The 26,061-nt window shown below is 45.1% G+C and carries 10 protein-coding genes and 5 pseudogenes; 14 read left to right on the forward strand and 1 reads right to left on the reverse strand.

The window, feature by feature from the left end:
* Positions 1–283: 283 nt before the first annotated feature.
* The 14 genes and pseudogenes from H6F66_RS29535 to H6F66_RS23585 all read left to right on the forward strand — a co-directional run.
* A pseudogene (locus H6F66_RS29535) lies at positions 284–1,656 on the forward strand (chemotaxis protein CheB); the annotation flags it as partial.
* A gap of 396 nt (positions 1,657–2,052) precedes the next feature.
* Entirely contained in the window at positions 2,053–4,458 is a 2,406-nt protein-coding gene (locus tag H6F66_RS29540; protein ID WP_347269422.1) for an ATP-binding protein, read from the forward strand.
* A gap of 102 nt (positions 4,459–4,560) precedes the next feature.
* A complete protein-coding gene (locus tag H6F66_RS23525) occupies positions 4,561–5,259 on the forward strand; it encodes a PAS domain-containing protein (RefSeq protein ID WP_190426342.1) in 699 nt (232 codons plus the stop codon).
* 109 nt (positions 5,260–5,368) lie between these two features.
* Positions 5,369–5,851, forward strand: a complete 483-nt coding sequence (locus H6F66_RS23530) for an IS1 family transposase (protein WP_199295283.1) — start codon at positions 5,369–5,371, stop codon at positions 5,849–5,851.
* Positions 5,830–6,003, forward strand: a pseudogene (locus tag H6F66_RS29545) (transposase); the annotation flags it as partial. The gene H6F66_RS23530 and the pseudogene H6F66_RS29545, both read left to right, overlap by 22 nt.
* A gap of 65 nt (positions 6,004–6,068) precedes the next feature.
* Positions 6,069–7,147 (forward strand): annotated as a pseudogene (locus tag H6F66_RS28600) (ISAs1 family transposase).
* A 98-nt stretch (positions 7,148–7,245) separates the two neighbouring features.
* Positions 7,246–7,441, forward strand: a pseudogene (locus H6F66_RS29550) (DDE transposase); the annotation flags it as partial.
* A 20-nt stretch (positions 7,442–7,461) separates the two neighbouring features.
* Positions 7,462–8,940 (forward strand): ATP-binding protein, encoded by a 1,479-nt coding sequence (locus tag H6F66_RS23555; RefSeq protein WP_199295284.1) that lies wholly within the window; start codon positions 7,462–7,464, stop codon positions 8,938–8,940.
* A 132-nt stretch (positions 8,941–9,072) separates the two neighbouring features.
* On the forward strand, positions 9,073–9,474 hold the full coding sequence (locus H6F66_RS23560) for a response regulator (RefSeq protein WP_190426353.1): 402 nt from the start codon (positions 9,073–9,075) through the stop codon (positions 9,472–9,474).
* The gene (locus H6F66_RS23565) at positions 9,467–11,569 is read left to right on the forward strand and encodes a response regulator (RefSeq protein WP_190426357.1); all 2,103 of its coding nucleotides are present in this window, start codon (positions 9,467–9,469) and stop codon (positions 11,567–11,569) included. The genes H6F66_RS23560 and H6F66_RS23565 overlap by 8 nt, the downstream gene beginning before the upstream one ends.
* Before the next feature lie 115 nt (positions 11,570–11,684).
* Positions 11,685–18,329 carry a PAS domain S-box protein gene (locus H6F66_RS23570; protein ID WP_190426360.1) on the forward strand — a complete coding sequence of 2,215 codons (6,645 nt, stop codon included), beginning with the start codon at positions 11,685–11,687 and terminating at the stop codon, positions 18,327–18,329.
* 4 nt (positions 18,330–18,333) lie between these two features.
* On the forward strand, positions 18,334–20,166 hold the full coding sequence (locus H6F66_RS23575; protein ID WP_190426364.1) for a GGDEF domain-containing response regulator: 1,833 nt from the start codon (positions 18,334–18,336) through the stop codon (positions 20,164–20,166).
* 594 nt (positions 20,167–20,760) lie between these two features.
* Positions 20,761–23,928 carry a PAS domain-containing protein gene (locus H6F66_RS23580; protein ID WP_190426386.1) on the forward strand — a complete coding sequence of 1,056 codons (3,168 nt, stop codon included), beginning with the start codon at positions 20,761–20,763 and terminating at the stop codon, positions 23,926–23,928.
* Between the two features lie 75 nt (positions 23,929–24,003).
* Positions 24,004–25,563, forward strand: a complete 1,560-nt coding sequence (locus H6F66_RS23585) for an ATP-binding protein (protein ID WP_190426388.1) — start codon at positions 24,004–24,006, stop codon at positions 25,561–25,563.
* Between the two features lie 137 nt (positions 25,564–25,700).
* Here the strand turns inward: H6F66_RS23585 and H6F66_RS29555 are convergent.
* Positions 25,701–25,952: pseudogene (locus tag H6F66_RS29555) on the reverse strand (hypothetical protein); the annotation flags it as partial.
* Positions 25,953–26,061: the final 109 nt, after the last annotated feature.

The following is a 26,061-nucleotide window of genomic DNA, read 5'->3' on the forward strand; positions in this document are numbered from 1 at the left end:
TTATGAGTTATTGCCAGAAACATCGGAGACTTTTATTTATCTGGCAATGATCCGTATCATGGTCAGGCGGTTGGCATAATATTTAACCCCTCACCACTTTTCAAACATCCTCTAAGCGGTTTGTTCCTCCTTAAGAGCCTTGTGTGACAAACTCTACTTAAACTTTCATAGTTACAGACCGGTTTAGTAAACCGTCCTAGAGTAGAAGAAATAGCTGCCACACGGCGGTGCCGAACTGTTTCCTATGACTTCCGACCGACCCTCTGAGCAACCGATGCCTGACATGACTGGAGACGCGATCAGCGCCGTGCAGCAAAACCCGGTAGAAGCGTCCTTTCCCATCGTCGGTGTTGCTGCCTCGGCGGGAGGGTTAGAAGCTTTTACACAGTTACTCAGTCATCTGCCCAACGATACTGGCATGGCATTTGCGCTGATTCAACATTTATCTCCTGATCATGAGAGTTTGTTGAGCGAGATTCTCGCCAGAGCAACGCCACTGCCGGTGCGCGAAGTGCAGAACGGCATGAAGGTGGAGCCGAACCAAGTCTATGTGATTCCGCCCAACACTCAGATGACGCTCTCCGACGACACACTGCAACTGTCGCCCCGCCAGAAGGTGGCTGGCAAGTACATGCCGGGTGATGCCTTCTTTATCTCGCTGGCAGCCGATCGCGGGCACAAAGCGATCGCCTAGTTTTATCAGGTTTAGATGGAGACGGTTCACAAGGGCTGAAGGCAATTAAGGAAGCTGGAGGCGTGACGTTTGCTCAGTGTGAAGACACGGCAAAATTCGACAGTATGCCCAATACTGCCGTTGCCACAGGGCATGTCGATTTTGTGCTGCCGCCCGTAAAAATTGCCGAAGAACTGGTAAATCTCAGCCGCAATCCCCTGTTGGCTTGCTCACTGCCGCTCATCTCGACAGACGAATCGCTTGAACCGAGAGATGCCTTGGCGACGATTTTTGTGCTGCTGCGAGCGACTACGGGCGTTGACTTTAGCCGCTACAAGCCCAACACGCTCGATCGCCGCATTCAGCGACGAATGCTGTTGTATAAGCTGGAACAGTTGGAGGACTATGCCGCGTACTTGCACGAGCATCCAGCTGAAGTCAAGGCGCTGTATGAAGAAATTCTGATTCATGTCACCAGCTTTTTCCGCGAACCGGAAGCCTTTGAACTGCTCAAAGAGCGAGTCTTCCCCACGATTACGCAAAACAAGTCGGCAGAATTTCCGATTCGGATTTGGGTAGCGGGCTGTTCGACGGGCGAGGAGGTTTATTCGATCGCTATTTGCTTGCTGGAGTTTTTAGCAGATAAACTCACTCAGCCGCCGATCCAGATTTTTGCTACCGATATCAGCGAACTGGCGATCGACAAAGCCCGATCGGGCATTTATGCAGAGAATCAGATGGTAGAAGTCTCGCCAGAGCGTCGCCGCCGATTCTTTCATACCGTTGAGGGGGGCGGCTACCAAATCACCAAGGCAGTGCGCGAACTGTGTGTGTTTGCCCGTCAAAACCTGGGCAGCGATCCGCCGTTTTCTAGTCTCGATCTGATTAGCTGCCGCAATGTGCTGATTTATTTGGGCGAATCGCTGCAAAAGCGGATCATGCCGATCTTCCATTACAGCCTCAACCCGACTGGCTTTCTGCTACTCGGCACCTCAGAAAGTACGGGTCAATATTCAGACCTGTTTACTATGGTCGAGAAAAAGTACAGACTTTATGCCAAGAAGCTAACCGCGACTCGTCCCACATTTTCGTTTACTCCCAGCAGCTACCTAACCGTTAAGGTGCGCGATCGCCAACCGATGTCCGCTCCCTCAGAAGGGTTTGATTTACAAAAAAAAGCCGATCAACTGATCGTCAATCACTACGCTCCAGTTGGTGTTGTAATTGACGACAAGATGCAGGTACTGCAACTGCGGGGAGACATCGATCGCTACCTGAAACTAGTCTCTGGAGTCGCTAATCTCAACTTATTCAACTTAGTGAGACAGGGCTTGCTGGTCGAGCTACGTGCTGCTATTTATCAAGCACAACGGCAAGAGATGCCTGTCAGAAAGAACGGACTCCGCCTGGAAGAGGGCGATCACTCCAGAATCGTCAATCTTCAGGTGATTCCCTTTAAAGTTCCGACTACTGAAGAAGGCCGCTTTTTAGTCCTGTTTGAAGACGCTTCACCCGCCGTTAGTAGCTTTAGTCCCCTCGCTTCGGAAAGCCCCCAGGGAGATTTAGAGCAGGAGATTGTGCGGCTGAGGCAGGAACTTGCCGCCGCAACTCAGGAACGAGCAGCGACTCAGGAGTATTTGCAGGCAGTCATTCAAGAGCAGGAGCATATCAATCAAGACCTCAAAGTTGCCAATGAAGAAATTTTGTCGAGCAATGAGGAGCTGCAAAGCACGAATGAGGAGCTAGAAACTGCCAAAGAAGAGATTCAAGCCACCAACGAAGAACTCAACACTACCAACGAAGAACTCGGCAGCCGCAATGTAGAATTGCACCAGCTCAACAACGATCTGACCAATCTGCTTGCCAGCATCAGTATCCCGATTTTGATGTTGACCAACGACTTACGGATTCGTCGGTTCACACCGATGGCACAGCGGTTATTCAACTTTATTCCTGCCGATGCTGGGCGACCCCTCAGTGATATTAGAGCGAATCTCAACATTCCCAACTTAGAGCCGCTGATTTTGGAGGTGCTGGAAACGCTCAACGTCAAAGAACTAGAAGTGCAAACCCAGGGAGGGCATTGGTACAATCTTCGCATCCGCCCGTATCGCACGATAGAGAATCAGATTGATGGCGTGGTGTTGGTGTTGCTCGATATTGACGCTCTCAAGCGCAGTGCTGCCACGCTAGAAGAAGCTCGGAATTATGCCGAAGCGATCGTGGAAACCGTGCAAGTGCCGCTGATTGTGCTGGAGTCTGATTTCCGGGTGAACAAAGCCAATCGTTCGTTCTATGAAACGTTTCAGGTTTCACCACCCCAAACCGCGCAATCGCTGATTTTTGACCTGGGCAACGGGCAGTGGAACATCCCCGGATTGCGATCGCTCCTGGAAGATGTTTTTGTCAATGATACGACCCTGCAAAACTTCGAGGTCGAGCATCAGTTTGAGCAGATTGGTCAGAAAACCATGCTGCTGAATGCTTGGAAGATTGTTGAAGCCGGGGATGCTCAACGGATTTTGCTGTCGCTCGAAGACATCACCGAGCGCAAGCAGTTTGAAACCGAGCGATCGCAACTCCTGAGCCAGGAACAGTCAGCCCGTCAACAGGCAGAGGCTGCCAACCGAGCGAAAGATGAATTTTTATCCAACCTCTCGCATGAACTCCGCAACCCCCTAAATACCGTGCTGGGCTGGGCGCAAATACTCCGCAACCGCCAGCTAGACAAGGCAGCCGTCAATCGTGCCTTAGAAGTGATGGAGCGGAGTGCCAGGGCACAATCTCAACTGATTGAGGATATGCTGGATATTTCACGGATTACCAGCGGCAAATTGCACCTCAACACGCGGTTGCTCGATCTGGTCTCAGTCGTGGGTGTTGCGATCGAGTCTGTCCAACTCTCCGCAGACGCGAAATCGATTCAAATCGTTTCGCAGCTTACTTCGGCAACGATTGTAGGCGATGTCGATCGCTTGCAGCAAGTGCTGTGGAACCTCCTTGTTAACGCAATTAAGTTCACGCCAGCTAGGGGACGAGTGGAAATCACGTTAGCACCTGTGCAGACTCACGCCGAAATTCGAGTTAGCGATACCGGACAAGGCATTCAGGCAGAGTTGCTTCCCTACGTGTTCGATCGCTTTCGTCAAGGAGATTCCAGCACGACTAAAGGTAAGCAGGGTTTAGGATTGGGCTTATCGATCGTCCGGCATATTGTGGAACTTCATGGCGGTACGGTGCAGGCAGAGAGTCCAGGGGTTGGGCAAGGAACCACGATTACTGTGAGACTACCCTTGCGTTCCATGCCACCAGAGGTGACACCGCCGAGTGGTCTAGAACCCATGATGACGGACGAGTCTTTAGAGGTCGTGAGTCAGGAGGTTCCCTCTCTAGCAGGCTTACACATCTTGGCGGTCGATGATGATGTCGATTTCCTCGACCTGATGAGGTGGACATTGGAAGATGTTGGCGCGGAAGTCGTTATGGTTGCCTCAGTTAGGGAAGCGATCGCGGCTCTGATGGCATCTCCTAGTAGATATGATGTGCTCCTAGCCGATATCGGGATGCCAGACGAAGATGGGCTTTCTCTGATTCGTCAGGTGAGAGCGCTGGATGCTGAAGCTGGGGGACAAATTCCAGCAGTGGCAATCACGGCTTATGTCAGCGATCGAGAGCGGCAACTGGCGATCGACGCTGGGTTCCAAATGCACCTGGCTAAACCCGTTGACCTGACTCAACTGATCCGGGTGGTTGCGAACCTGACTGGACGAGTGACAGAGGAGTAAGCGCAGGTCAACATTGGTAGATCGATGGGTGTACCGCACAATCAGGTTGCATAAAATACTACGTAACCACAGCCGCAAAGCAAGAAGCAAGGGTTAACAGATATGGCACAGTCCCCACAGCTAGTGGCAGTGTACCAACGAGCCTGGATACTGCAACAGCGGGCTAACGCTCTACCCAACTCGCAGCAAGCACTCTTCTCAGAGGCGTTGGAGGAGCTTCAGGCGGTTTTAGAAGAATTGCAGGCATCTGAAGCAGAACTGCGTCATCAAAATGAAGCGTTAGTCAATACTCGCCAAGCTGTAGAGTCAGAACGTCAGCGCTATCAGGAATTGTTCGAGTTTGCACCGGATGGCTATCTCGTCACGGATGCCAATGGGAGAATCCAAGAAGCGAACAATGCGATCGCCTCCCTGCTGAATGTTTCGCAGCAGTTTCTAGTCGGCAAACCGCTGCTCATTTTTATTGATCAGCCCGATCGCTCCACGTTTCATCTAACACTCGATCAATTGAAGCACTTAGACAAGCTTCAAGATTGGGAAATTCATCTGCGATCACCCAAGCGATCGCCGTTCGATGCGGCGCTGACGGTGTCTGTTGTTCGCAATTCAGACGGTCAAATAATCAGTCTGCGTTGGCTGCTGCGCGACATCACCGAGCGTAAGCAAATCGAACGGCTTTTGAAACATCTCAACTCAGAGCTAGAACGCCAGGTGCAAGAGCGCACGGCTCAGTTGCACCTGGCACTTGATTTTGAGGCGGGTCTAAAACTACTTGGCTCAATGGGTGATCCGGGGAGATGAAGTTGAAAGAGCAGGCTGGTAGGATATCCAGAATATAACTAACCTTTTGTTGTTATGCTCACTCTCAATCTCACCCATCTGATTGACGACGCTTTCGTGCTCCGAAAGCGTGCGCCCACTACGTTGGAAAGAGGGGGTTTGTTGCCCCAGTAGCAGTGTTCAAGTCATCAAACGTGGAAAGGACGAAACCCAACCTCACCGCCAGCGATACCAGTGTAAAGACTGTTGCCCTCACTTTGATGACTTAACCAACACGATTTTTGCCGGATATCATCAACCATTGCGGGTATGGATATTGTGCCTGTATTTAATGGGATTGAACCTGTCAAACCGTCCGATTGCTCAAGAACTAGACCTGGACGAAGATGATGTTCACGAGATCACCGCTCAACTGCGTCAAGGCATCGTCGATGGCAAACCGGAAGTTCAGTTATCTGGGGAGGTAGAGTGTGATCAGGTTCATGTTACAGCCGGACACAAAGGCAACCCCGAAGCGGTCACAAAAAAGGGCGCAACGGACGACGCAATCGGCTCAAAGGGGTTCGGGGGCGGGGCACGCTTGAAAAAGAAAAACTGCCAATTTTCGGCATGATTCAACGGGGTGGGGCGGTTGTGATTCGGATGCTTACCAATGTCCAGCAAACGACTATTGAGCCACTCATCAAAGCAACCATTACACCGGGCACCCAGGTCTATACCGATGAATACGCCATCTACAATCCCTTGCCTGAGTGGCAGGGCTGATTCATTGGTGAGAGAAAAAAGAGAATGAAGAAAATGGAGAGGTAGTCGTTGTCTGCCTTAGTGTAATGAGCTTAATAGCGCATCTGCAACAAATTCGAGATTTCCGCACCCAACCCCGTTATCCGTTGTGGGTAGTACTGCTGTTGGTAATCATGGGGACAATGAGTAATTGCTTAGGGTATCGAGCCTTAGAAGACTTTGTCGAGCGCCACCAAAAAGTCCTGTTGGAATTAATGGAACTGCCTCACAAGCAGCTGCCGTCCTATTCCACAATCCGGCGGGTGATGGTGAGAATTGATTTTCAGGCATTGACGCAGGCGTTCAATGCCTGGGCAACAGAAGTGTTTGCGGTTTCCTCATCGGAACAAGTGGCAATGGATGGCAAGAGCATTAAAGCCAGTGTGAAAGACTACGACAATGCCTATCAAGACTTTATTAGGGTGGTATCAGCATTTAGCGTGCAACAAGGTGTGGTGGTGGGTTTACAAGCGATGAACAATCGCGGGGGAAGTGAAATAGTTACAGTACAAAGCTTGATGGATGTGTTGCAATTGAAGGGGGTGTGTTTCAGTATGGATGCCTTGCACACTCAAAAAAAAACCTACAGCAAATCATTAATAGTGGCAATGACTACCTGATTGCTGTCAAAGCCAATCAGCCCAAGTTGTTAGAGTATCTCCACAGCCAGTTTGAGCAACAAGTGCCCTTGAGTGTAAATTACCAAACCGAACAAACGCGCGATCGCCAAACCCAACGGAGGGTGAGTGTCTTGGACACCATCTCCGGGATTGACTCCCAGTGGGTCGGTGTGCAACGCCTGATTCGGGTAGAACGCTCTGGCACCAGGGCCAAAGACTCATTTGAGGAAACACTCTTTTACATCAGTTCTCTCTCCTTAGATGCAGCTGGGTTTGCCCAACATATTCGGCAGCACTGGCATATCGAAAATCGCCTGCATTGGCCCAAAGACGCAGTCCTTAAGGAGGATAAGTCTCCCTTGTGTGATGGTTATGCTCCAGCCAATTTTGCTATCCTACGAACCTTCGCCATCAATCTATTTCGTCAGCACGGTTTTGCCTCGATCACCAAAGCACTTCGACATTTGTCTCATGATGTGCATCGTCTATTTTCCTTTTTCCAATGAATCAGCCCTGCTTGCCTGAGTGGGGCTATGCCCACAAAACGGTGTGTCATGGGACGGGTGAATATGCTCGCGATGAGGATGGAGACGGTTTGTGTGAAGTCCATGTCAATACAATCGAAGGATGAGAGGTCGCTCTTGCGTTCCTGGTTGCCCCCGCATCGGGGTATCTCCCAAGAAAAGCTGCCGTTGTACTTAGGCTTTTTTGAGTTCGTTCACAATACTAAAAAGCGAGGGCTTTGCCTTACTTATTGCTTTGTTGGAGAACCTACTTGCTTAACTCCCCGTCCCTATTGAGCCTTAAAATTAATCAAACCGTGGAACCCTTGCAACATCTGGTTGACGAACAAACCTCCCAATTAAGACAGTTTAATCACCAACTTCAGGAAGAAATTCGCGATCGCAAACTGCTTGAAGAGAAGTTGCACGCATCTGAGAGTAAATTTCGCGCAATCTTTGAGGCGATGACTGACATCGTACTTGTCATCAATCTCGAAGGAGATATTGAAGTTGTACCGACGAATACCGAGCTTTTGTACGAACCAAATTTTGACATTATCGGCTATACCATAGAACACTTTTATCAGGATGAAATAGCCGAGAGTTGGTTACGGCAAATTCAACGAGCTTTAGATATGCAGCAGACCATTGAGTTCGATTACAGCTTACCCATTGGCGATCGTGAGGTTTGGTTTGCTGCTCGCATTTCACCGATGCTAAACGATTCCGTCATCTGGGTAGCGCGAGATATAAGCGATCGCAAAGCCCCTGAAGAAGCCTTGCATCAAAAAAATGAGCAATTAGCTAACACTCTGCAAGAACTAAAACTTACCCAAAAAGAGCTGATTCAATCAGAAAAAATGGCTGCTCTTGGACAACTTATTGCTGGTATAGCTCACGAAATAAATACGCCACTGGGGGCAATTCGGGCATCAATTGGCAATATCTCTACTGCTCTAGATAACTCAATTCGACAATTACCTCATCTATTCCAGCAACTTTCCCTCGAACAGCAAACTTATTTTTTTGCCTTATTAGAAGCCACCCGACAAAACCAACCAATCCTTTCATTTAGAGAGGAACGGCTGCTTAAACGCGCCCTCAAGAAAGAATTGGAAACTCAGGGTGTTGACGATGCCGATACTATTGCTGCTACCCTAGTCAAAATAGGTATTACCCAAGACATTACTCCCTTTTTGCCGCTGTTACAATACCCAAATCACAGCTTTATTTTAGAAGCTGTCTATAACTTATCTATGCAACAAAATAACAGTGATAATATTATACTTGCTGTAGAACGAGCCTCGAAGATAGTCTTTGCTTTGAAAAGTTATGCCCGTCAGGACAACTCCAGTCAAATGACCATGATTCAGGTGACGGAAGGAATCGATGTAGTTCTGACTATTTATCAAAATATGTTAAAGCAAGGTATTGAGGTAATCAAGAATTATCAGCAAGTGCCAGCCATTTTTTGTTATGCCGAAGAACTGAATCAAGTGTGGACAAATTTGCTGCATAATGCCATCCAAGCAATGAGTAATCGGGGCAGACTAGAAATAAGTGTTTTTGAGGAAAATCGTCAAATACTGGTGCAAGTTACTGATTCTGGTTCCGGGATTCCTCCAGAAATCAAAGAGAGAATATTTGACCCATTTTTTACTACTAAACCCGCCGGGGAAGGCAGCGGATTGGGGTTAGATATTGTTCGCAAGATTGTAGACAAGCATCAAGGAAAAATTGAGGTGAACAGCCAGCCTGGGCGAACTACGTTTAGCGTTATGTTACCCATTAGATAGACGTTTGCGCGGTTTCAAAATCGCGAAGCATAGTTGATGAAACGCGATCGCGCTCTGTAGATAAAACGCTAACACCACCTATTTCCCACTAATTCTAGCAACTATAAAAACAAAAGGAACCGGAGCTGAGATATGCCTAAAAAAGCAATTTTATGTGTGGACGATGAAAAAATTATTTTAAGAAGCTTGCGCGATCAAATAATAAATCATTTTGGCAATCGTTATAGTTATGAATTTGCCGAAAGTGCAGATGAAGCTTTGGAAATAATTGATGAGTTAAATGAAGAAGGTGTGAAAATTCTCATTATTGTCTCCGATTGGCTAATGCCCAATATGAGAGGGGATGAATTGCTGATTAAAGTCCATCAGCAATTCCCGAACATTGTCACCGTACTGTTAACGGGACAAGCTGATGAAACGGCGATTGAACGAACTCGAAAGTACGCGAACCTATATCGCTACTTAAGCAAACCTTGGGATAAAGCAACATTAATCGAAGTCCTTGAATCAGGATTGGAGGGAACTGATGAGTAAAGGCACGATTATCTGCGTGGATGATGAAAGGGTTGTGCTGATTAGTCTCAGAGATCAGTTAACGCATCATTTAGGAAGCGACTATGATATTGAATTGGCTGAAAGTGGTGAAGAAGCCTTAGAAATTTTTGCCGAATTACTAGAAGAAAAAAGGGAAATTCTTCTAATTATATCCGACCAAATTATGCCGGGGATGAAAGGAGATGAACTTTTAATCAAAATTCATGCTCAATATCCAAAAACCTTGAAAATTCTTTTGACAGGACAGGCGAGTGTAACGGCTGTGGGTAATGCGGTTAATTTTGCTAATCTTTATCGTTATATTGCGAAACCTTGGGACGAAACCGACTTGTGTTTGACAGCTACAGAAGCGATTCGGAGTTATGTTCAGGATAAAGAATTAGAAGAGAAAAATAAATTCTTAGAAAAAATAAATTTGGAATTGGAACAATTAAACGCATCTTTAGAGGAAAAAATCGCATCGCGGACTTTGAAACTTCAACAAGCCAAAGAAGCTGCTGAAGTCGCCAACCAATCTAAAAGCACCTTTCTCGCAAATATGAGCCACGAATTGCGATCGCCTCTCAACGTGATTCTTGGCTATTCCCATTTAATGACCCGCAGCCCAACTCTACCTCCGGAACACAAGGAAAATATCAGCATCATTAGCCGCAGCGGGGAACACCTGCTAACTCTGATTAACGACGTGCTGGATATGTCTAAAATCGAGGCAGGGCGCACCATTCTTAATGAACATAATTTTGACTTTTATAGTCTGCTTGATGACTTGGAAGATATGTTCCGTTTGAAGGCTGAGGAGAAGGGATTGCAGTTACTTTGTAACCGTTCTCCTGACGTTCCTCAATATGTGCGAACTGATGAAGTCAAGTTGCGTCAAGTGTTGATTAATTTGCTCAACAATGCGGTGAAGTTTACCCAACAGGGAACTGTGTCGTTACGAGTGTCAGTTGTCACTCAATTGTCAAGTTGGGTTGAAACTACATTCAAACCTTCAAACCTTCAAACACCAACCGATAACGGACAACTGACGATTGCTTTTGAAATTTCAGATACGGGTATTGGCATTCCCTCAGATGAGTTAGACATCATCTTTGAGGCCTTTGTGCAAGCTAAAACAGGTCAAGAAGAATCACAAGAGGGGACGGGCTTAGGTTTGGCGATCAGCTGCCAATTTGTGCAACTGATGGGCGGACAGATTACCGTCAGTAGTGAGGTAGGGCGAGGCAGCGTTTTCCAGTTTGCCTTGAAAATTAGCGCGATCGCATCTACTGACATCGCACCCCAACAACCGACTCGGCGAGTTATTGCCCTGAAACCAAATCAACCCCGCTATCGTATCCTGATTGTCGATGAGAAAGCGGACAATCGCCAACTGCTCCTCCTGCTGCTTTCTCCCCTTGGCTTTGACCTGAAGGAAGCCTGTAACGGTCTGGAAGCGATCGCTATCTGGGAAAATTGGCAACCTCACTTAATCTGGATGGATATGCGGATGCCCGTTATGGATGGCATTGAAGCTACCAAACTGATCAGAACTAAGGAAAAAGAGATGGCCAGAGGCGCAGAGGCGCAGATGGGAGGAGAAAAAGCGTTGTCCTCCTTGTCCCCAATTCCCAACCCCCAATCAATAGTCCCCAATCCCACCGCCATCATCGCCTTAAGTGCCTCCGTTTTGAAAGGAGAACAAGCTGTACTTCTAGCGGCTGGTTGTGATGACTTTTTAGGCAAACCTTTCTGTGAGGCAGATATCTTTGAATTAATTAACAAACATCTTGGGGTGTTATATATCTACGACGAGAACCCAACTCAATCTACTTCCTTCGAGTCGGATTACCTCAATAATCCACTAACCCCAGCCGACTTAGCTGCTTTACCCGACACTTGGGTAGCCCAGTTACACCATGCGGCTGCCTTGGCAAATCCTAACTTAGCTATTAGTATTATTGAACAAATTTCAGCCGACCATACAACCTTGGCTAAGGGTTTGGCGAAATTGGTCAATGATTTTCAGTTCGACAAAATTATGGACTTAACGAACTATCAGCATGATTTTAACTGTTATAGCAATCCTATTTAAGTGAACAAGTAGAGACATGGCAATGCCATGTCCCTACAGGGGGAATTTATTGGAATTTGAGTTATCTATTCAAGATTTATAACTTAACTTTAGGAAAACTATCGGAGATAAAGTTATGAATAATACAGAATTAAATACCGTAAAGGGCAACGTCTTAATTGTTGATGATAACCCAGCAAATTTGCGATTATTATCAAATATTTTAAATGATTGTGGCTATGAACTGCGATGCGTAACCAACGGGCAAATGGCTCTCACGACAGCTCGGTGGTTTCCGCCTGACCTGATTTTGCTTGATATCAGAATGCCGGGAATGGATGGTTATGAAGTTTGTTCTAAGCTAAAAGCTGATGAAAAAACTCGCGATATTCCGGTAATTTTTATCAGTGTTTTGAGTGATGTATTGGATAAAGTGAAAGCTTTTTCAGTTGGTGGTGTGGACTACATTACCAAATTATTTGAGCCGGAGGAGGTTTTAGCGCGGGTTGAGAATCAATTGAGCATCCGGAGACTATCTAAGCAACTGCGAGAGCAAAATGCACGGCTACAAGAAGAAATGCGAGTGCGTCAGGAGGCAGAAGAAAAATTTACCCGCGCCTTTCGTTCATCTCCGGATGCGATCGCTATCTTAACGTTGGCAGATGGATGCTACATCGAAGTGAATAATAGCTTCTGTCGCATTTCTGGTTATTCTCCCGACGAGGCGATTGGTTCCACCTTAAAAGAACTAAATTTATGGGTAAAACCACAAGACTGCCTCAAATTAAAACATCAGTTGCAGCAAACAAAAGCAATCCGCAACTGGGAATGTGATTTTCGCGCCAAGACAGGCAAGGTGAAGACAATGCTGATATCAGCAGAAATCATCGACCTGAATGGACAAGCGTGTATCCTCGCTGTTAGTAAAGACATTACAGAGCGCAAAGCTGCTCAACAAGCGCTAAAAGCCTCTGAAGCTGAGCTACGCGCTTTGTTGGCTGCCTTACCCGATGTAGTCCTAGTTATTGATGCACAGGGGCGTTATCTCAAAATCCCACCTACAAATCCATCAAATTTATACAAACCAGCCTCCGAATTATTTGGCAAAACACTCCACGAAGTTTTTGAAAAAGAGCAAGCTGATACCTTTCTTAGCTACGTTTGCAAAGCCTTAGAAAGTCAGCAGACACTCAACCTTGAATACAGCTTAAACATTAGAGAGCAAGAAGTTTGGTTTGCTGTCAGTATTTCGCCCATGTCGTCAAATTCAGTCGTCTGGGTAGCACGGGACATCACACAGCGCAAACAACGAGAAGAGACGCTGCGAGAAAGCCAGCGTTTTATTCAACAGATTGCCGAGTCTAGTCCCAATATTTTATATCTCCACGACCTTAGCAAGCAGCGCAATGTCTATACGAATCGCCAAATTGCTGCGATTCTGGGCTATACACCAGAAGAGATTCAACAAATGGGAGCAGCAATTCCCCAAAATCTGATGCACCCTGACGATTTCGCAAGGCTCCCTGAATATTTCCAACAATTCGAGAATGCCTCTGACGGTGAAATTTTTGAGATTGAGTACCGGATCAGGCATCGGAACGGAGAATGGCGGACTTTGGAGAGCCGGGATACCTTGTTTAGCAGAACTGATGATGGCAAGGCGAGGCAAATTCTCGGCACAGCTACTGACATCACGCAGAGAAAGCAGGCAGAAGTTGAAATTCGTCTTTTGCTGGAAACAACCCAAGCTATTAATCACTCTGTTGACGTTGACAGTGCTTTAGCTGTGATTCTGCGGTTAATTTGTACGACAATCGGCTGGGATTTTGCCGAAGCTTGGATTCCTGCTAATAATGGTACGGTTTTAAGATATAGTCTCGGTTGGTACGAATGCGATAGCTCCCTAGAAGAATTCCGCCGCTATAGCGAAACAGTCGTATTTGCACCCAATGCAGGCTTACCAGGGCGAGTTTGGTCATCTGGTTGCCCAGAATGGTTAGAAGATGTTTCCCAAGCTGAACCGACAAGCTTCCCTAGATTGCAAATCGCCACCCAAGTTGGATTAAAAGCTGGTTTTGGTGTACCAATCCTCGCCAATAACCAAGTTTTGGCTGTCTTAGTCTTCTTTAAACGTACTAAAAGTACAGAATATCGGCATTTATTTGAGCTAGTTAGTGCTGTTGCGGCTCAGTTAGGTTGGCTGATTGCACGCAAAAAAGCCCAAGCTGCTTTGTGCAAAAGCGAAGAACGTTTGCATCTAGCCTTACAAGGTAGCGGCTTGGGTTTGTGGGATTGGAATATTGCCACCGGAGAAACCTATCTCGACCCCCAGTGGAAGAAAATGTTGGGGTATGAAGTAGAAGAAATTGGAAACAATTACGAGTCTTGGGAGCGGCTGCTGCATCCAGAGGATCTGCCAAAGGTTATGGAAGCTCTAAAAGCTTATCTGCAAGGTGCCACCCCTGTTTATAATGCTGAGTTTCGGATGCTCTGTTCATCCGGTGAGTGGAAGTGGATTCGGGGTTCGGGCAAGGTTTTTGAGCGCGATGAATCAGGCGTACCCCTGCGGATGACCGGGACAAATAAAGACATTAGCGATCGCATCCAAGCCGAAAGAGCGCTAACTCTGGCAACCGAACGTCTGCAACATCTGCTCACCTCTAGTCCAGCCGTTATTTATAGCTCCAAAATCTCAGGAGATTATGCAGCTACTTTTGTCAGCGAGAACGTCAGCGCCGTTGTTGGCTACCAAGCGCAAGAATTTATAGAAGATTCAAATTTCTGGGGTAGAAATATCCACCCAGAAGATGCGAAATGGGTCTTTGCGGAATTACCACGCCTATTAGAAAACGGATATCACACCCACGAGTACCGCTTCTTGCACAAAGACGGAACTTATCGCTGGGTATACGACCAGATGAAGTTAGTCAAAGACAAAGCTGGCAACCCTATTGAGTGTGTTGGTTATTGGGTAGACATTACGGAACGCAAACAGACAGAAGAACGTTTGCGACTGCTAGAACGAGCGATCGCAGCCTCCAGCAACGGTATTGTCCTTAGCGATGCCCAACTTCCCGACTGTCCAGTTATTTTCGTCAATCCAGCCTTTGAGTCTATAACAGGTTATTCGGCAGCAGAAACAATTGGCAAAAACTGCCGATTTTTACAAGGAACTGACAAAAATCAACCTGCTCTTGAGGAACTACGGGCGGCAATCCGCCAACCAAGAGAATGTCGCGTGGTTCTGCGTAATTATCACAAAGATGGCACGCTTTTTTGGAATGAATTTTCCGTTTCCCCAGTGCGAGACGCAACCGGACGCTTGACTCACTATGTGGGAATTCAGTCTGACATTACCCAAGAGCGTACAGCAATAGAAGCTCTGACTAAACAATTTAGCCGGACTCTAATGCTCAAGCAAATCACTGAGGAAATCCGCTCTAGTTTAGATCCTTCTCAAATCTTTACCACCGCTGCCAATCAAATTTCTCATCTATTGACAGTTGATCGCTGTCTAATTCATACCTACGTCGCCGATCCGGAACCGAGAATCCCCATAGTAGCTGAGTTTGTAGCGACCGGGGTTCCATCAATGCTGTATGAGAATATTCCCATAGTTGGCAACCCCCACGGCGAGCGGATGTTAGCACAAGATGCCGCCATCTCTTCGCCGGATGTTTATGCTGACCCTCTGTTACAAGCTGCTGAGCCATTTTGCCGCCAGAGTGGTTTGAAGTCAATGCTTGTAGTCCGGACTTCTTACCAGGGAGAACCTAACGGCGTGATTGGGTTGCATCAGTGCGATCGCTTTCGCGTTTGGACGCTTGGGGATATATCCCTCCTAGAATCAGTTGCGGCACAACTAGGGATTGCGATCGCTCAAGCTTCCCTCCTAGAACAAGAAAAACAACAACGTACCTACCTTGACTGCCAAAATCAACAGCTACAGCAACAAATCCGGGAACGCCAACTTGCAGAAGTCGCACTGCGCCAAAGCGAAGCCAAAAATCGCGCCATCCTTTGGGCTATTCCCGATTTGATGTTTCGGATGAGTAACGATGCCATTTACCTAGACTTCATTTGTAACAGCGAAGTGAAAAATCTGTGGCAATCAGAAGACGCGACCCTTTGCCAGCATATGAACTTCAAAGATTTGCCCCCAGAAGTTGCTCGTCGTTATCTACAACATATGCAACTAGCTCTGGATACAGGGAAACCCCAAGTTTATGAACAGCAAGTTTTGATCGAAGGCAAACTGCAATACGAAGAAGTCCGGGTTGTAACCAGTGGAGAAGAGGAAGTGCTGTTCATAGTCCGGGATATTAGCGATCGCAAACAAGCAGAAATTGCCTTACAGCAACAAATCTCGCGGGAACGCCTGGTAATGGCTATGCAAGAGCGAATTCGCGAGTCACTTAACCTGGAAGAAGTCCTAAAAACAGCAGTCGAAGAAGTGCGACAGTTTTTGTCCACTGACCGGACAATTATCTACCGCTTTAACTCAGGCTGGAGCGGCGTTGTCGCTGTCGAGTCAGTGGGAGATGATTGGATGGCTATAATGGGCAGCGATATTAACGATCCCTGCTTTGGGGAAAGCTATGTCGCCCCCTACCAGCAAGGTCGCATTCTCGCAATCGAGGATATTCACGCAGCTGGTTTAAAACAGTGCCAGATTAATTTCCTCAGTCAGCTTCAGGTTAGAGCTAACCTGGTAGTTCCCATTTTGCAAGGGAATAAGTTATGGGGACTGCTAATTGCCCATCACTGTAGGGGTTCTAGGGCGTGGCATTCTTCAGAGATAGAATCTCTCAGACAATTATCAGTGCAACTAGCGATCGCTATCCAGCAATCCACCCTCTTTGAACAAGCCAAAACTGAAATCATCGAGCGCAAGCAAGCTGAAGAGAAGCTGCGGCAAAGCGAACAGCGTTTTCGCGATGTGTCAGAAGCAGTTGGAGAATACCTCTGGGAAATAGATTCTGAAGGTATCTACACCTTCATCACTGACCGGGTGAAATCCGTTAAAGGATATCCGCCCTCACAATTAATCGGGCATAAGCTGATTGATTTCGTTGCACACGAAGATATCAAAAAAGTTGAACAAATATTGCGCCATGCTTCTAGGACAAAAAGCACCTTTAAACTAGAACATCGTAACATTACCCCCACAAGGGAAATTATTTGGGAGGAAGTCAATGGCATTCCACTTTTGGACAATAACGGTAATATTATCGGTTTCCGGGGAACTGGACTAAACATCACACAACGCAAGCAAGCAGAAGCTGCACTGCAACAGGCTGCCTATGCTGCCGATGCAGCTAATCGCGCCAAGAGCGAATTCCTCGCCTCTATGAGCCACGAACTGAGAACGCCACTAAACGCCATTCTGGGATTTACTCAAATAATGACCCGCGACTCATCCCTATCCGGCGAGCAACAGGAATATCTAGGAATTATTAATCGCAGTGGGGAACATCTACTAGAGTTAATCAACGACATTCTAGAAATGTCCAAAATCGAGGCAGGCAGAATTACTTTTAACGAAAGTAGTTTTGACTTAATTAACCTGCTAGAAAATCTGGAAGAAATGTTCCGGTTAAAAGTCAAATCCAAAGGCTTGAAACTGGAAATAAACTACGCTTCAAACATTCCCCAATACGTGCGGTCTGACGAGAGTAAATTGCGGCAAGTCTTGATAAATCTCCTGGGAAATGCCATCAAGTTTACTGAACAAGGTAGCGTAGTGCTGCGGGTGTCAGTTGTCAGTGAATTGTCAACTTCTAACTTGGCAACCTTCCAACCTGACAACATTCAAACGCCAACAAGCAATAAACAACAGACAATCCGCTTTGAAGTCGAAGACACTGGACTCGGCATTGCCCCAGAAGAAATAAACAAGTTATTTGAAGCTTTTGGGCAAACAGAAACTGGTCGGAAATCTCAGCAAGGAACTGGATTAGGCTTACCTATTAGCCGCAAATTTGTGCAACTTATGGGCGGAGATATTACCGTCAGCAGTTCTATAGGTAAAGGAACAGTATTTGCATTTGATATTCACATCAGCCTTGCTGATGCTACTGAAATTCAGACAAAACAGCTACAACCTAAAGTAATTGGTTTAGCACCTGACCAACCTGAATATCGCATCTTAGTCGTTGAAGATCGTCTAGAAAATCGCATTTTGCTAGTCAAACTGCTCACATCAATCGGCTTTGATGTCCGCGAAGCGGAAAATGGTCAAGATGCCATTACTTTATGGGAAAGTTGGGAACCACACCTGATCTGGATGGATATGCGGATGCCTGTAATGGACGGGTATGAAGCCATCAAACGGATTAAAGGCCATGTGAAGGGTCATGCAACGGTGATTATTGCCTTAACCGCTAGCGCTTTTGAAGAACAGCGAAACCTGATTTTGTCAGCAGGTTGCAATGACTTCATCCGCAAGCCTTTCCGGGATGCCGTAATTTTTGAAAAAATGGCTCAACATTTAGGGGTGCGTTACATCTATGAATCATTAGAAACGGTTCACCAGCAGAACCCAGAAGGCACAACAGCAGATTCATGCTTTATTCTTCATGCTTCATCCTTCCAAGAGATGCCTACCGAGTGGGTCGAAGCTTTATATCAGGCAGCAATTGAGGCAGATGCGGAGTTAATTTTGAGCCTCACCGAGCAAATATCTACTGCAAATACTCCTTTATCAAGCGCTATTTCTGATTTGGTTGACAACTTTCAGTTTGAACAAATTACTAATTTAATTGAAGAATTTAATAAATAATAGAATGAATAGCCATCAAGAATTTACAAATAAAGGTAACATTTTACTTGTTGACGATACACCAAATAATTTGCGCCTTTTGTCTGAGTTGTTGAGCGAACAGGGATACAAAGTTCGCAGTGTGACTAATGGACAAACAGCGTTAAAGGCAGCGTTGGCTAAACTTCCGGATATAATTTTGCTCGACATCAATATGCCTGTGATGAATGGCTATGAGGTCTGTGAAAAACTGAAATCTGACGAGATTACTCGCGTAATCCCAGTAATTTTTTTGAGCGCACTTGATGAAACAATTGATAAGGTCAAAGCTTTTTCTGTTGGTGGAGTAGATTACATTACTAAGCCGTTTCAGATAGAAGAAGTTTTAATCCGCGTCGAGAATCAATTGGCTTTAAGGGCGGCACAAGTAAAAATTCTGCAATTGAATGCAGAACTTGAAATGAGGGTTAAGGAACGCACCTGTCAGCTAGAAGTAGCAAATCAAGAACTCAAGCAGGAAATTATTGAACGTAAGCGAGTGCAGAATCAATTACTGCATATGGCTTTGCACGATCCTCTGACTGGCTTGCCCAACCGGGCTTTGTTCATGGAGCGTCTAGAACAGGCGCTCAGCCGTAGTAAACAACAACCAGATTATCAGTTTGCGGTGCTGTTTCTCGATTGCGATCGCTTCAAAATTGTCAACGATTCTCTCGGTCATCTCGTAGGAGATGAACTGCTCACTAGCCTCGCTCGTCGTCTCGAATCTTTCTTGAGTATGGTTGATACTCTAGCACACTTAGGCGGCGACGAGTTTGCTATTCTCCTAGAAGAACTCAAAGATATCAACATTGCTTCACTGGTTGCTGACCGAATTCTTAAAGAACTTTCCCACCCTTTTCAACTCTCCAGACATGAAGTATTCATTAGCGCTAGTATTGGGATTGCTCTAGGCAATATTGACTACGAAAAGCCAGAATATCTGCTGCGGGATGCAGATACAGCCATGTATCGTGCCAAAGCATTAGGGAAAGCTCGCTATCACGTCTTTGATCCAGCCATGCACCAAGGAGCAATTCAACTTTTACAGCTAGAAACCGACCTACGAAAGGCGATAAATCAGCAAGAATTTTTAGTTTATTATCAGCCCATTGTAGCCCTTTCCACAAGCAAAATTATTGGATTTGAAGCGCTAGTGCGCTGGCATCATCCCCAACGAGGGTTAGTTTCTCCAGCCGAGTTTATTCCTGTTGCAGAAGAAACAGGTTTAATTACCCCTATTGGCGCTTGGGTGTTGCGGGAAGCTTGCCAGCAGCTACGCATTTGGCAAGAACAAAAACTCACTCAAGAACCCTTAACTATTAGTGTAAACCTTTCGGTACGTCAGTTTTCCCAACCTAACTTAATTGAGCAAATTGACGAAATATTGGAGGAAACTAAACTTAATCCTTTCAGTTTAAAATTAGAAATAACGGAAAGTGCAATTATGGATAATAGCGAATCAGCAAAGGCGATTATCCACGAACTCAAAAGGAGAAAAATTCAGTTAAGTATCGATGACTTTGGCACGGGCTATTCTTCCCTGAGCTACTTGCATTTGTTTCCCATAAATACCCTAAAAATAGACAAGTCTTTTGTCAATCGCCTGGATAAAAGTCAAGAAGATATGGGGTTGATTCCAGCGATTATGAGTATGGCTCATACGATGGGTATGGATGTGGTTGCCGAAGGAATAGAAACTCCTGAACAGTTAGCTAAACTGAAAGCACTAAACTGTGATTTTGGTCAAGGATATATATTTTCTAAACCTTTAGAAAGTAAATTAGCTGTACAACTTATTACAGAACCGCTTAGGTAGGGTTGAGGTGCGCGTTGCCCAACGCCTAAAAGTATAGCAATCCGATCCAGAGTTATGAGATGCCAGCCTTTCAGATACCCGACCTCTTAAAGAAGTCGGGTATCTCCCATTCACAAATCATTTAGGAGTGCTATATTTGTTGGGTTTCGCTTAAGCCCATAGCACGGGACTAACCTACAATTATTCTAAAGGAGGTTCCAGCCTCATCGCACTTCCTATTAAGGTGCTTTCACGCCCACCAGTAAGGATGGGACAATTTCAGGCACTTTCGCTGGAGTTGACAATTGTCCAAGAAGGTGTACACTCCAAGCATCTGACTAAATCGGGAAAGTTTCCTCTAGTCTGGGTTTTCGATTTATTGGGCTTTTGTTACCAGAAATGTTAATTTGTCTGGATTTCAGCGAATATTATAAGTAAATAGTCGCTGAATTGATCCGTCAACCAGGAGGCGAATAGCTTTCGAGAGCGATCGCATCTCAAAGTGAACTTGGGTTTTTAAACTGTATTCACCCTTATGCTACCCAATAATAAACAATTTAAAAATAAGTAGAATCAGTTATTTTTAAGAATCAAATTGTTTTGATAATGATAAAAATGTCATCAAGTTTCACCTCAAACGCTGCCTCCACTTGGTTTAAAGTTCTTCTGATTGGGGACAATAAAGACGAGACGGAACGCATTGAAGAATTATTATCACGAACCTGCGATTATGCTAATTTTCGTATTTTTACAACCAAGTTAGAGCGAATAGACACGCCACTAGATCTGTTAAATAAAAAAAGCTTTGATGTAATTTTATTAGACATTTCCCTTTCCCACAATCAAGGATTTGATACCGTTGTCAGGATGCAACAGTATCAGCTAAACATTCCGATTGTCGTACTCACCACAATAGAGGATGAAGAATTAGCGCTTCAGTTTATTCAAGCTGGTGTACAAGATTATCTGGTAAAAAGAAACCTTGATAGTCAACTTCTAATCCGCTCTTTACGTCATGCAGTTGCGCGTCAGAAAAGACAAGAAGCTAGGCTACAACGCGAACAAAATAATCACTCTGTTTTAGAGGAAGCAGCAGTCCACCGCGATGTTGCTTTGCCGAGGTTGTTCGTGCGCTCCAATGATGCAGCATACTCTCGATTTTGTGCTATATCTCTCGATCTATTATGTATCGCTGTCGATGGCTATTTCAAGTGTGTAAACTCAGCTTGGTCAAATACTTTGGGCTACGCCCAAGAGGAACTTCTTGCTATACCATTTATCGAGTTTGTCCATCCAGAAGACAGAAAAACTACTCTTGTTGAACTCCAAAAGCTAGAAAATGGCGCTTTGAGCGTCAAGTTTGAAAATCGTTATTGCTGTAAAGATGGGTCTTATAAGTGGTTGTCATGGACATATACCCCATTTGCACAGGAAGGTTTGATTCACGGAGTTGCCCGCGATGTCACAGAAAGTAAGCTATCGGAATTAGTGTTGCGGGAAAGCCAGCGTTTTCTTCTTCAACAAATTGCTGAGACAACTCCTAATATTTTATATATTTATGACTTAGAATTAAAGCGAAATATTTATATAAATCGCGAGTTTACTAAAGTTCTTGGTTATACAGCAGAAGAGATTGAAGCTATGGGAGAGGCAGTTATTAAAAATCTGATACACCCTGAAGATTTTGCCCGATTTCCTCAGCATTTCCAAGAATTAGAATTAGCCTCTGAAGGGGAAATCTTTGAGATTGAGTACCGGATGAGGCACGCCAATGGAGAATGGCGCACTTTTGTCAGCCGGGATACATTGTTCGCTCAAGCTTCTAATGGGAAACCGTTTCAGATATTAGGAACTGCTACAGACATCACCTCGCGAAAGCAAGCAGAAGATGAAATCCGACTCCTGCTGGCAACAACCCAAGCGATTAATGATTGCGAAAATTTTCAGGATGCCTTAGCGGAAATTGTGCGCTTAATTAGTAGGACTATTGGCTGGGATATTGGAGAAGCATGGATTCCGGCTTTTGGTGCCACGGTTTTAAAATATGCTCAGGGTGGATACGGATGCGATCGCGAAGCGGTAGTTGCCTTGCAACATCGCGATCTAGAAGAATTTGTGCAACACAGTGAGCAATTAACATTTGCTGCTAATGTGGGATTGCCAGGGCGAATATGGTCATCTGGGCAACCGGAATGGATAGAAGATGTTTCTGATACCCCAGAAGTTTTTTTACGTTCTTCAATTGCAGCAAGTACCGGATTAAAAGCTAGTTTTGGCGTGCCGATTGTAGTTGATAATCAAGTGTTGGCGGTTTTAGTTTTCTTTAAACGAAACAAAAGCGGTCAAGATTTGCGTTTGATTGAGTTAGTAAAGGCGGTTGCGACTCAGCTAGGTTTGTTCTGGCAGCGCAAACACGTAGAAGCTGCTTTGCGGCTAGGTGAAGAACGCTTGCAGATGGCATTAGAAGGCAGTTCTTTAGGTTTGTGGGATTGGAATATTCGCACCCACGAAGTTTATTTCGACGCGCATTGGAAGGGAATTTTGGGGTATGCAGTAGAGGAGGTTGAAAACAATTTTCAATCTTGGCAACATCTAATACATCCAGAAGATTTGCCTAGAGCAATGGCAGTTTTGAACGCTTATCTGGAAGGTAGTATCCCCACCTATGAAATAGAATTTCGGATGCAATCTAAATCAGGAGAATGGAAGTGGATTTTGTCTCATGCCAAGGTGACACAGCGGGATGAAAACGGCAATCCGATGAGGATGACGGGTACTCATAAAGACATTAGCGATCGCAAACAGGTAGAAATTGCTTTGCGAGAATCGGAAGCACGAGAAAGGCACCAACGAACCGACCTAGAAATTGCCCTGAACGAACTCCAAAACGCCCAAGTACACCTTGTGCAAAAAGAAAAAATGGCATCCCTCGGTCAACTGGTTGCTGGTATTGCTCACGAAATCAACAACCCCATCAGCTTCATCTACGGCAATATTACTCCTGCTAATGAATACGCCCAAAACTTAATTCGGCTAATTGAACTTTATCAACAGCATTATCCCACACCCCCTATAGCAATTTCATCGGAGATTAAAAACCTCGATCTCGATTTTTTGAAGACGGACTTTCCGAAATTACTTTCGTCAATGAAAAGCGGTGCAGATCGCATCAAAGAAATTATCTGTGCCTTGCACTATTTTTCTCGCATTGACCAAGGGAAAATGAAGAAAGCTGACCTGCATTCTGGTCTTGAAAGTACCTTAATGATCTTAGAAAACCGCCTGAAAGAACAGCCTAGTAGAGTTGCTATTGAGGTAATTAAAAACTACGGGAAATTGCCCTTAGTCGATTGCTATCCAGGTCAGTTAAATCAGGTATTTATGAATATTTTGGCTAATGCCATTGATGCCCTGGAAGAAAGGATGAAAGAAGATTTATCTTTTCATCCCCAGATTTGTATTAGCACACAGATTGTCAGCAACCATCTATCCTTGGTTAGCAACGCCGAACCAATTCAGACTGATAAAAGAAAAGGTTTAAAAAATAAAGTTATTGTTCGGATTACTGACAATGGTAAAGGTATTTTGCCTCATATAAGAAAACATATATTTGACCCCTTTTTTACAACCAAGCCTGTAGGTAAAAGCACGGGATTGGGGCTATCAATTAGTTATCAAATTGTTGTAGAAAACCATCAAGGAAAAATTAGGTGTAACTCCCATTTAGGAAAAGGTACAGAATTTATAATTGAGATAAATTCAAAAGCATTATTACCAAGGTAAGTATAATTACTCTTGGCATTTTTAAAATGGCTATTTTATAACTAAAGTAGATAGAAAATAAAATAAAATAAAAAAATGTGGGAACTCTTAAAGGAGTTATTTTCATCAACTCAGTTTATTCCTCACGGGCACTGTTACCTTTGGCAAACTAAACTGGTATGGCTTCACCTCCTTTCGGACTTGTTTATTGCGATCGCTTACTTTTCAATTCCGGCGATGCTCCTGTATTTCATCCACGAACGGCAAGATATTCCCTTTCAAGGAATATTTGCTTTATTTGGAGCTTTCATCATTCTCTGTGGCACAGGTCACTTGATGGAAATCTGGACTCTCTGGCATCCTGTTTACTGGCTAACAGGCATCGAGCAAGCCATTACCGCTCTGGTTTCCTGCTACACAGCTCTGCAAATGGTAACGCTGCTGCCGCAATTTCTAGCTCTGAAAACGCCAGAACAATTAGAAGCAGTTAACCGCGAACTCCAAAGCGAGATTGCTGAACGTCAGCGAGCCGAAGAAGCCTTACGCAACGCCTACGATGATTTAGAAATTCGGGTAAGCGATCGCACTACCGAGTTATCAAAAACACTTTCTATCCTTCAAACTGAAATGGCCGAACGCAAACAAGCAGAAGCCGCTTTGCAAGAATCAGAAGCACGAGAAAGAGAAAAATCTCAAGAGCTTGAAATTGCTCTGCACGAACTCAAAAGCGCCCAAGTCCAGCTGGTGCAAAAAGAAAAAATGGCATCCCTCGGTCAACTGGCTGCTGGCATCGCCCACGAAATTAACAATCCTACAAGTTTTATCTATGGCAATGTCACCCCTGCCATTGAATATGCCTCAAATTTACTAAAAATAATTTCTCTCTATCAAAGCCACTACCCCCAGCCATCTAACGAAATTCAAAACGAAATTGCCGTCCTCGACCTTGATTTTCTTAAAAGAGACTTTCTCAAATTGCTCTGGTCAATGAGAACAGGAGCAACCCGCATTAAAGAAATTGTCGTTTCTATGCGGAACTTTTCGCGGCTTGACGAAGCTGAAATTAAAGAAGCCGATTTACACTCTGGAATTGAAAGTACCTTAATGATTTTACAAAACCGCCTGAAAGAACAGCCTAATAGACCAGCAATTGAAGTAATAAAAGAATTTGGTCAATTGCCCTTAGTAGCTTGTTATCCAGGTCAGTTAAATCAGGTATTTATGAATATTTTGAACAATGCAATCGATGCTTTAGAAGAAAAAATAAATGAAGGTTCTTTATTCGCTCCGCAAATCCGGATCGATACAGAAGTCAGATATCCGGAAGAAACTAATTTCAAATCCCTAATGCCCAATTCCCAATTGATAGTAATTCGGATTGCTGATAATGGTAAAGGCATTACACCTTACGTGAAAGAGCATCTCTTTGACCCTTTTTTTACCACAAAACCAGTAGGAAAAGGAACAGGATTAGGGCTGTCTATTAGCTATCAAATTGTTGTCGAAAAACATCAAGGGAGGCTCAAGTGTAACTCTCAATTAGGGGAAGGGGCAGAGTTTGCCATTGAGATTAATGCAAAAGCGAGAGTTAACGCCGCGCCTCGGTTCGCACCAGCTTTAGTAGAAGTTCACGATAATCCGCTTTTTCAGGGTTAGGGCGCAAGATCAAGTTATGTAAAATGAATATCTTCGGCACAGGGATCTTCTCTTCAGGAGCGAGAACAGGGCTAAAGTGGTTGCTGGATATAAAGGGTTAGATATGCGATCGCCCTGTTGAAACCAAACCTAGTAGTTTACTCAGGCAATTCACCAAAGCGTTCCCGATAGCGAACTAACAAGGCCTGCATTTCTGCTACTTGTTGCTCAGCTTGTTCCTTCTGCTGTCGTTCCTGTTGTGCCATTTCCTCTGGAGTTGGGATTAATTACCCTTCAGCCGTAAAGAAACGCACTCTTGAGCCGTGAATGCCCAAATATAGCTCTAGTTGCTGGCTCCACAACCAGCCATTAGCATTAGGCTCAAGTTCCTGGTAGCGACCATCTAAGAGGATGTTTTAAAAGTCGGTTAGATAGCAAAAAAGCTCACTCAGTGTAAGCTGCGAATATGTAGTACACAGCACTGAGAGAGCGTTATGAGTAAAGCTTACCCCAGTAATT

It is taken from the genome of Trichocoleus sp. FACHB-6 (assembly GCF_014695815.1).
Taxonomy (GTDB): Bacteria; Cyanobacteriota; Cyanobacteriia; order Cyanobacteriales; family FACHB-T130; genus Funiculus; species Funiculus sociatus.

Excerpts from the sequence above, each read along its gene's own strand:
- H6F66_RS29540 (WP_347269422.1), top strand. The coding sequence starts at position 2,053 with ATGCCTGTCAGAAAGAACGGACTCCGCCTGGAAGAGGGCGATCACTCC.
- H6F66_RS23525 (WP_190426342.1), top strand. The coding sequence starts at position 4,561 with ATGGCACAGTCCCCACAGCTAGTGGCAGTGTACCAACGAGCCTGGATA.
- H6F66_RS23560 (WP_190426353.1), top strand. The coding sequence starts at position 9,073 with ATGCCTAAAAAAGCAATTTTATGTGTGGACGATGAAAAAATTATTTTA.
- H6F66_RS23565 (WP_190426357.1), top strand. The coding sequence starts at position 9,467 with ATGAGTAAAGGCACGATTATCTGCGTGGATGATGAAAGGGTTGTGCTG.
- H6F66_RS23570 (WP_190426360.1), top strand. The coding sequence starts at position 11,685 with ATGAATAATACAGAATTAAATACCGTAAAGGGCAACGTCTTAATTGTT.
- H6F66_RS23575 (WP_190426364.1), top strand. The coding sequence starts at position 18,334 with ATGAATAGCCATCAAGAATTTACAAATAAAGGTAACATTTTACTTGTT.
- H6F66_RS23580 (WP_190426386.1), top strand. The coding sequence starts at position 20,761 with ATGTCATCAAGTTTCACCTCAAACGCTGCCTCCACTTGGTTTAAAGTT.
- H6F66_RS23585 (WP_190426388.1), top strand. The coding sequence starts at position 24,004 with ATGTGGGAACTCTTAAAGGAGTTATTTTCATCAACTCAGTTTATTCCT.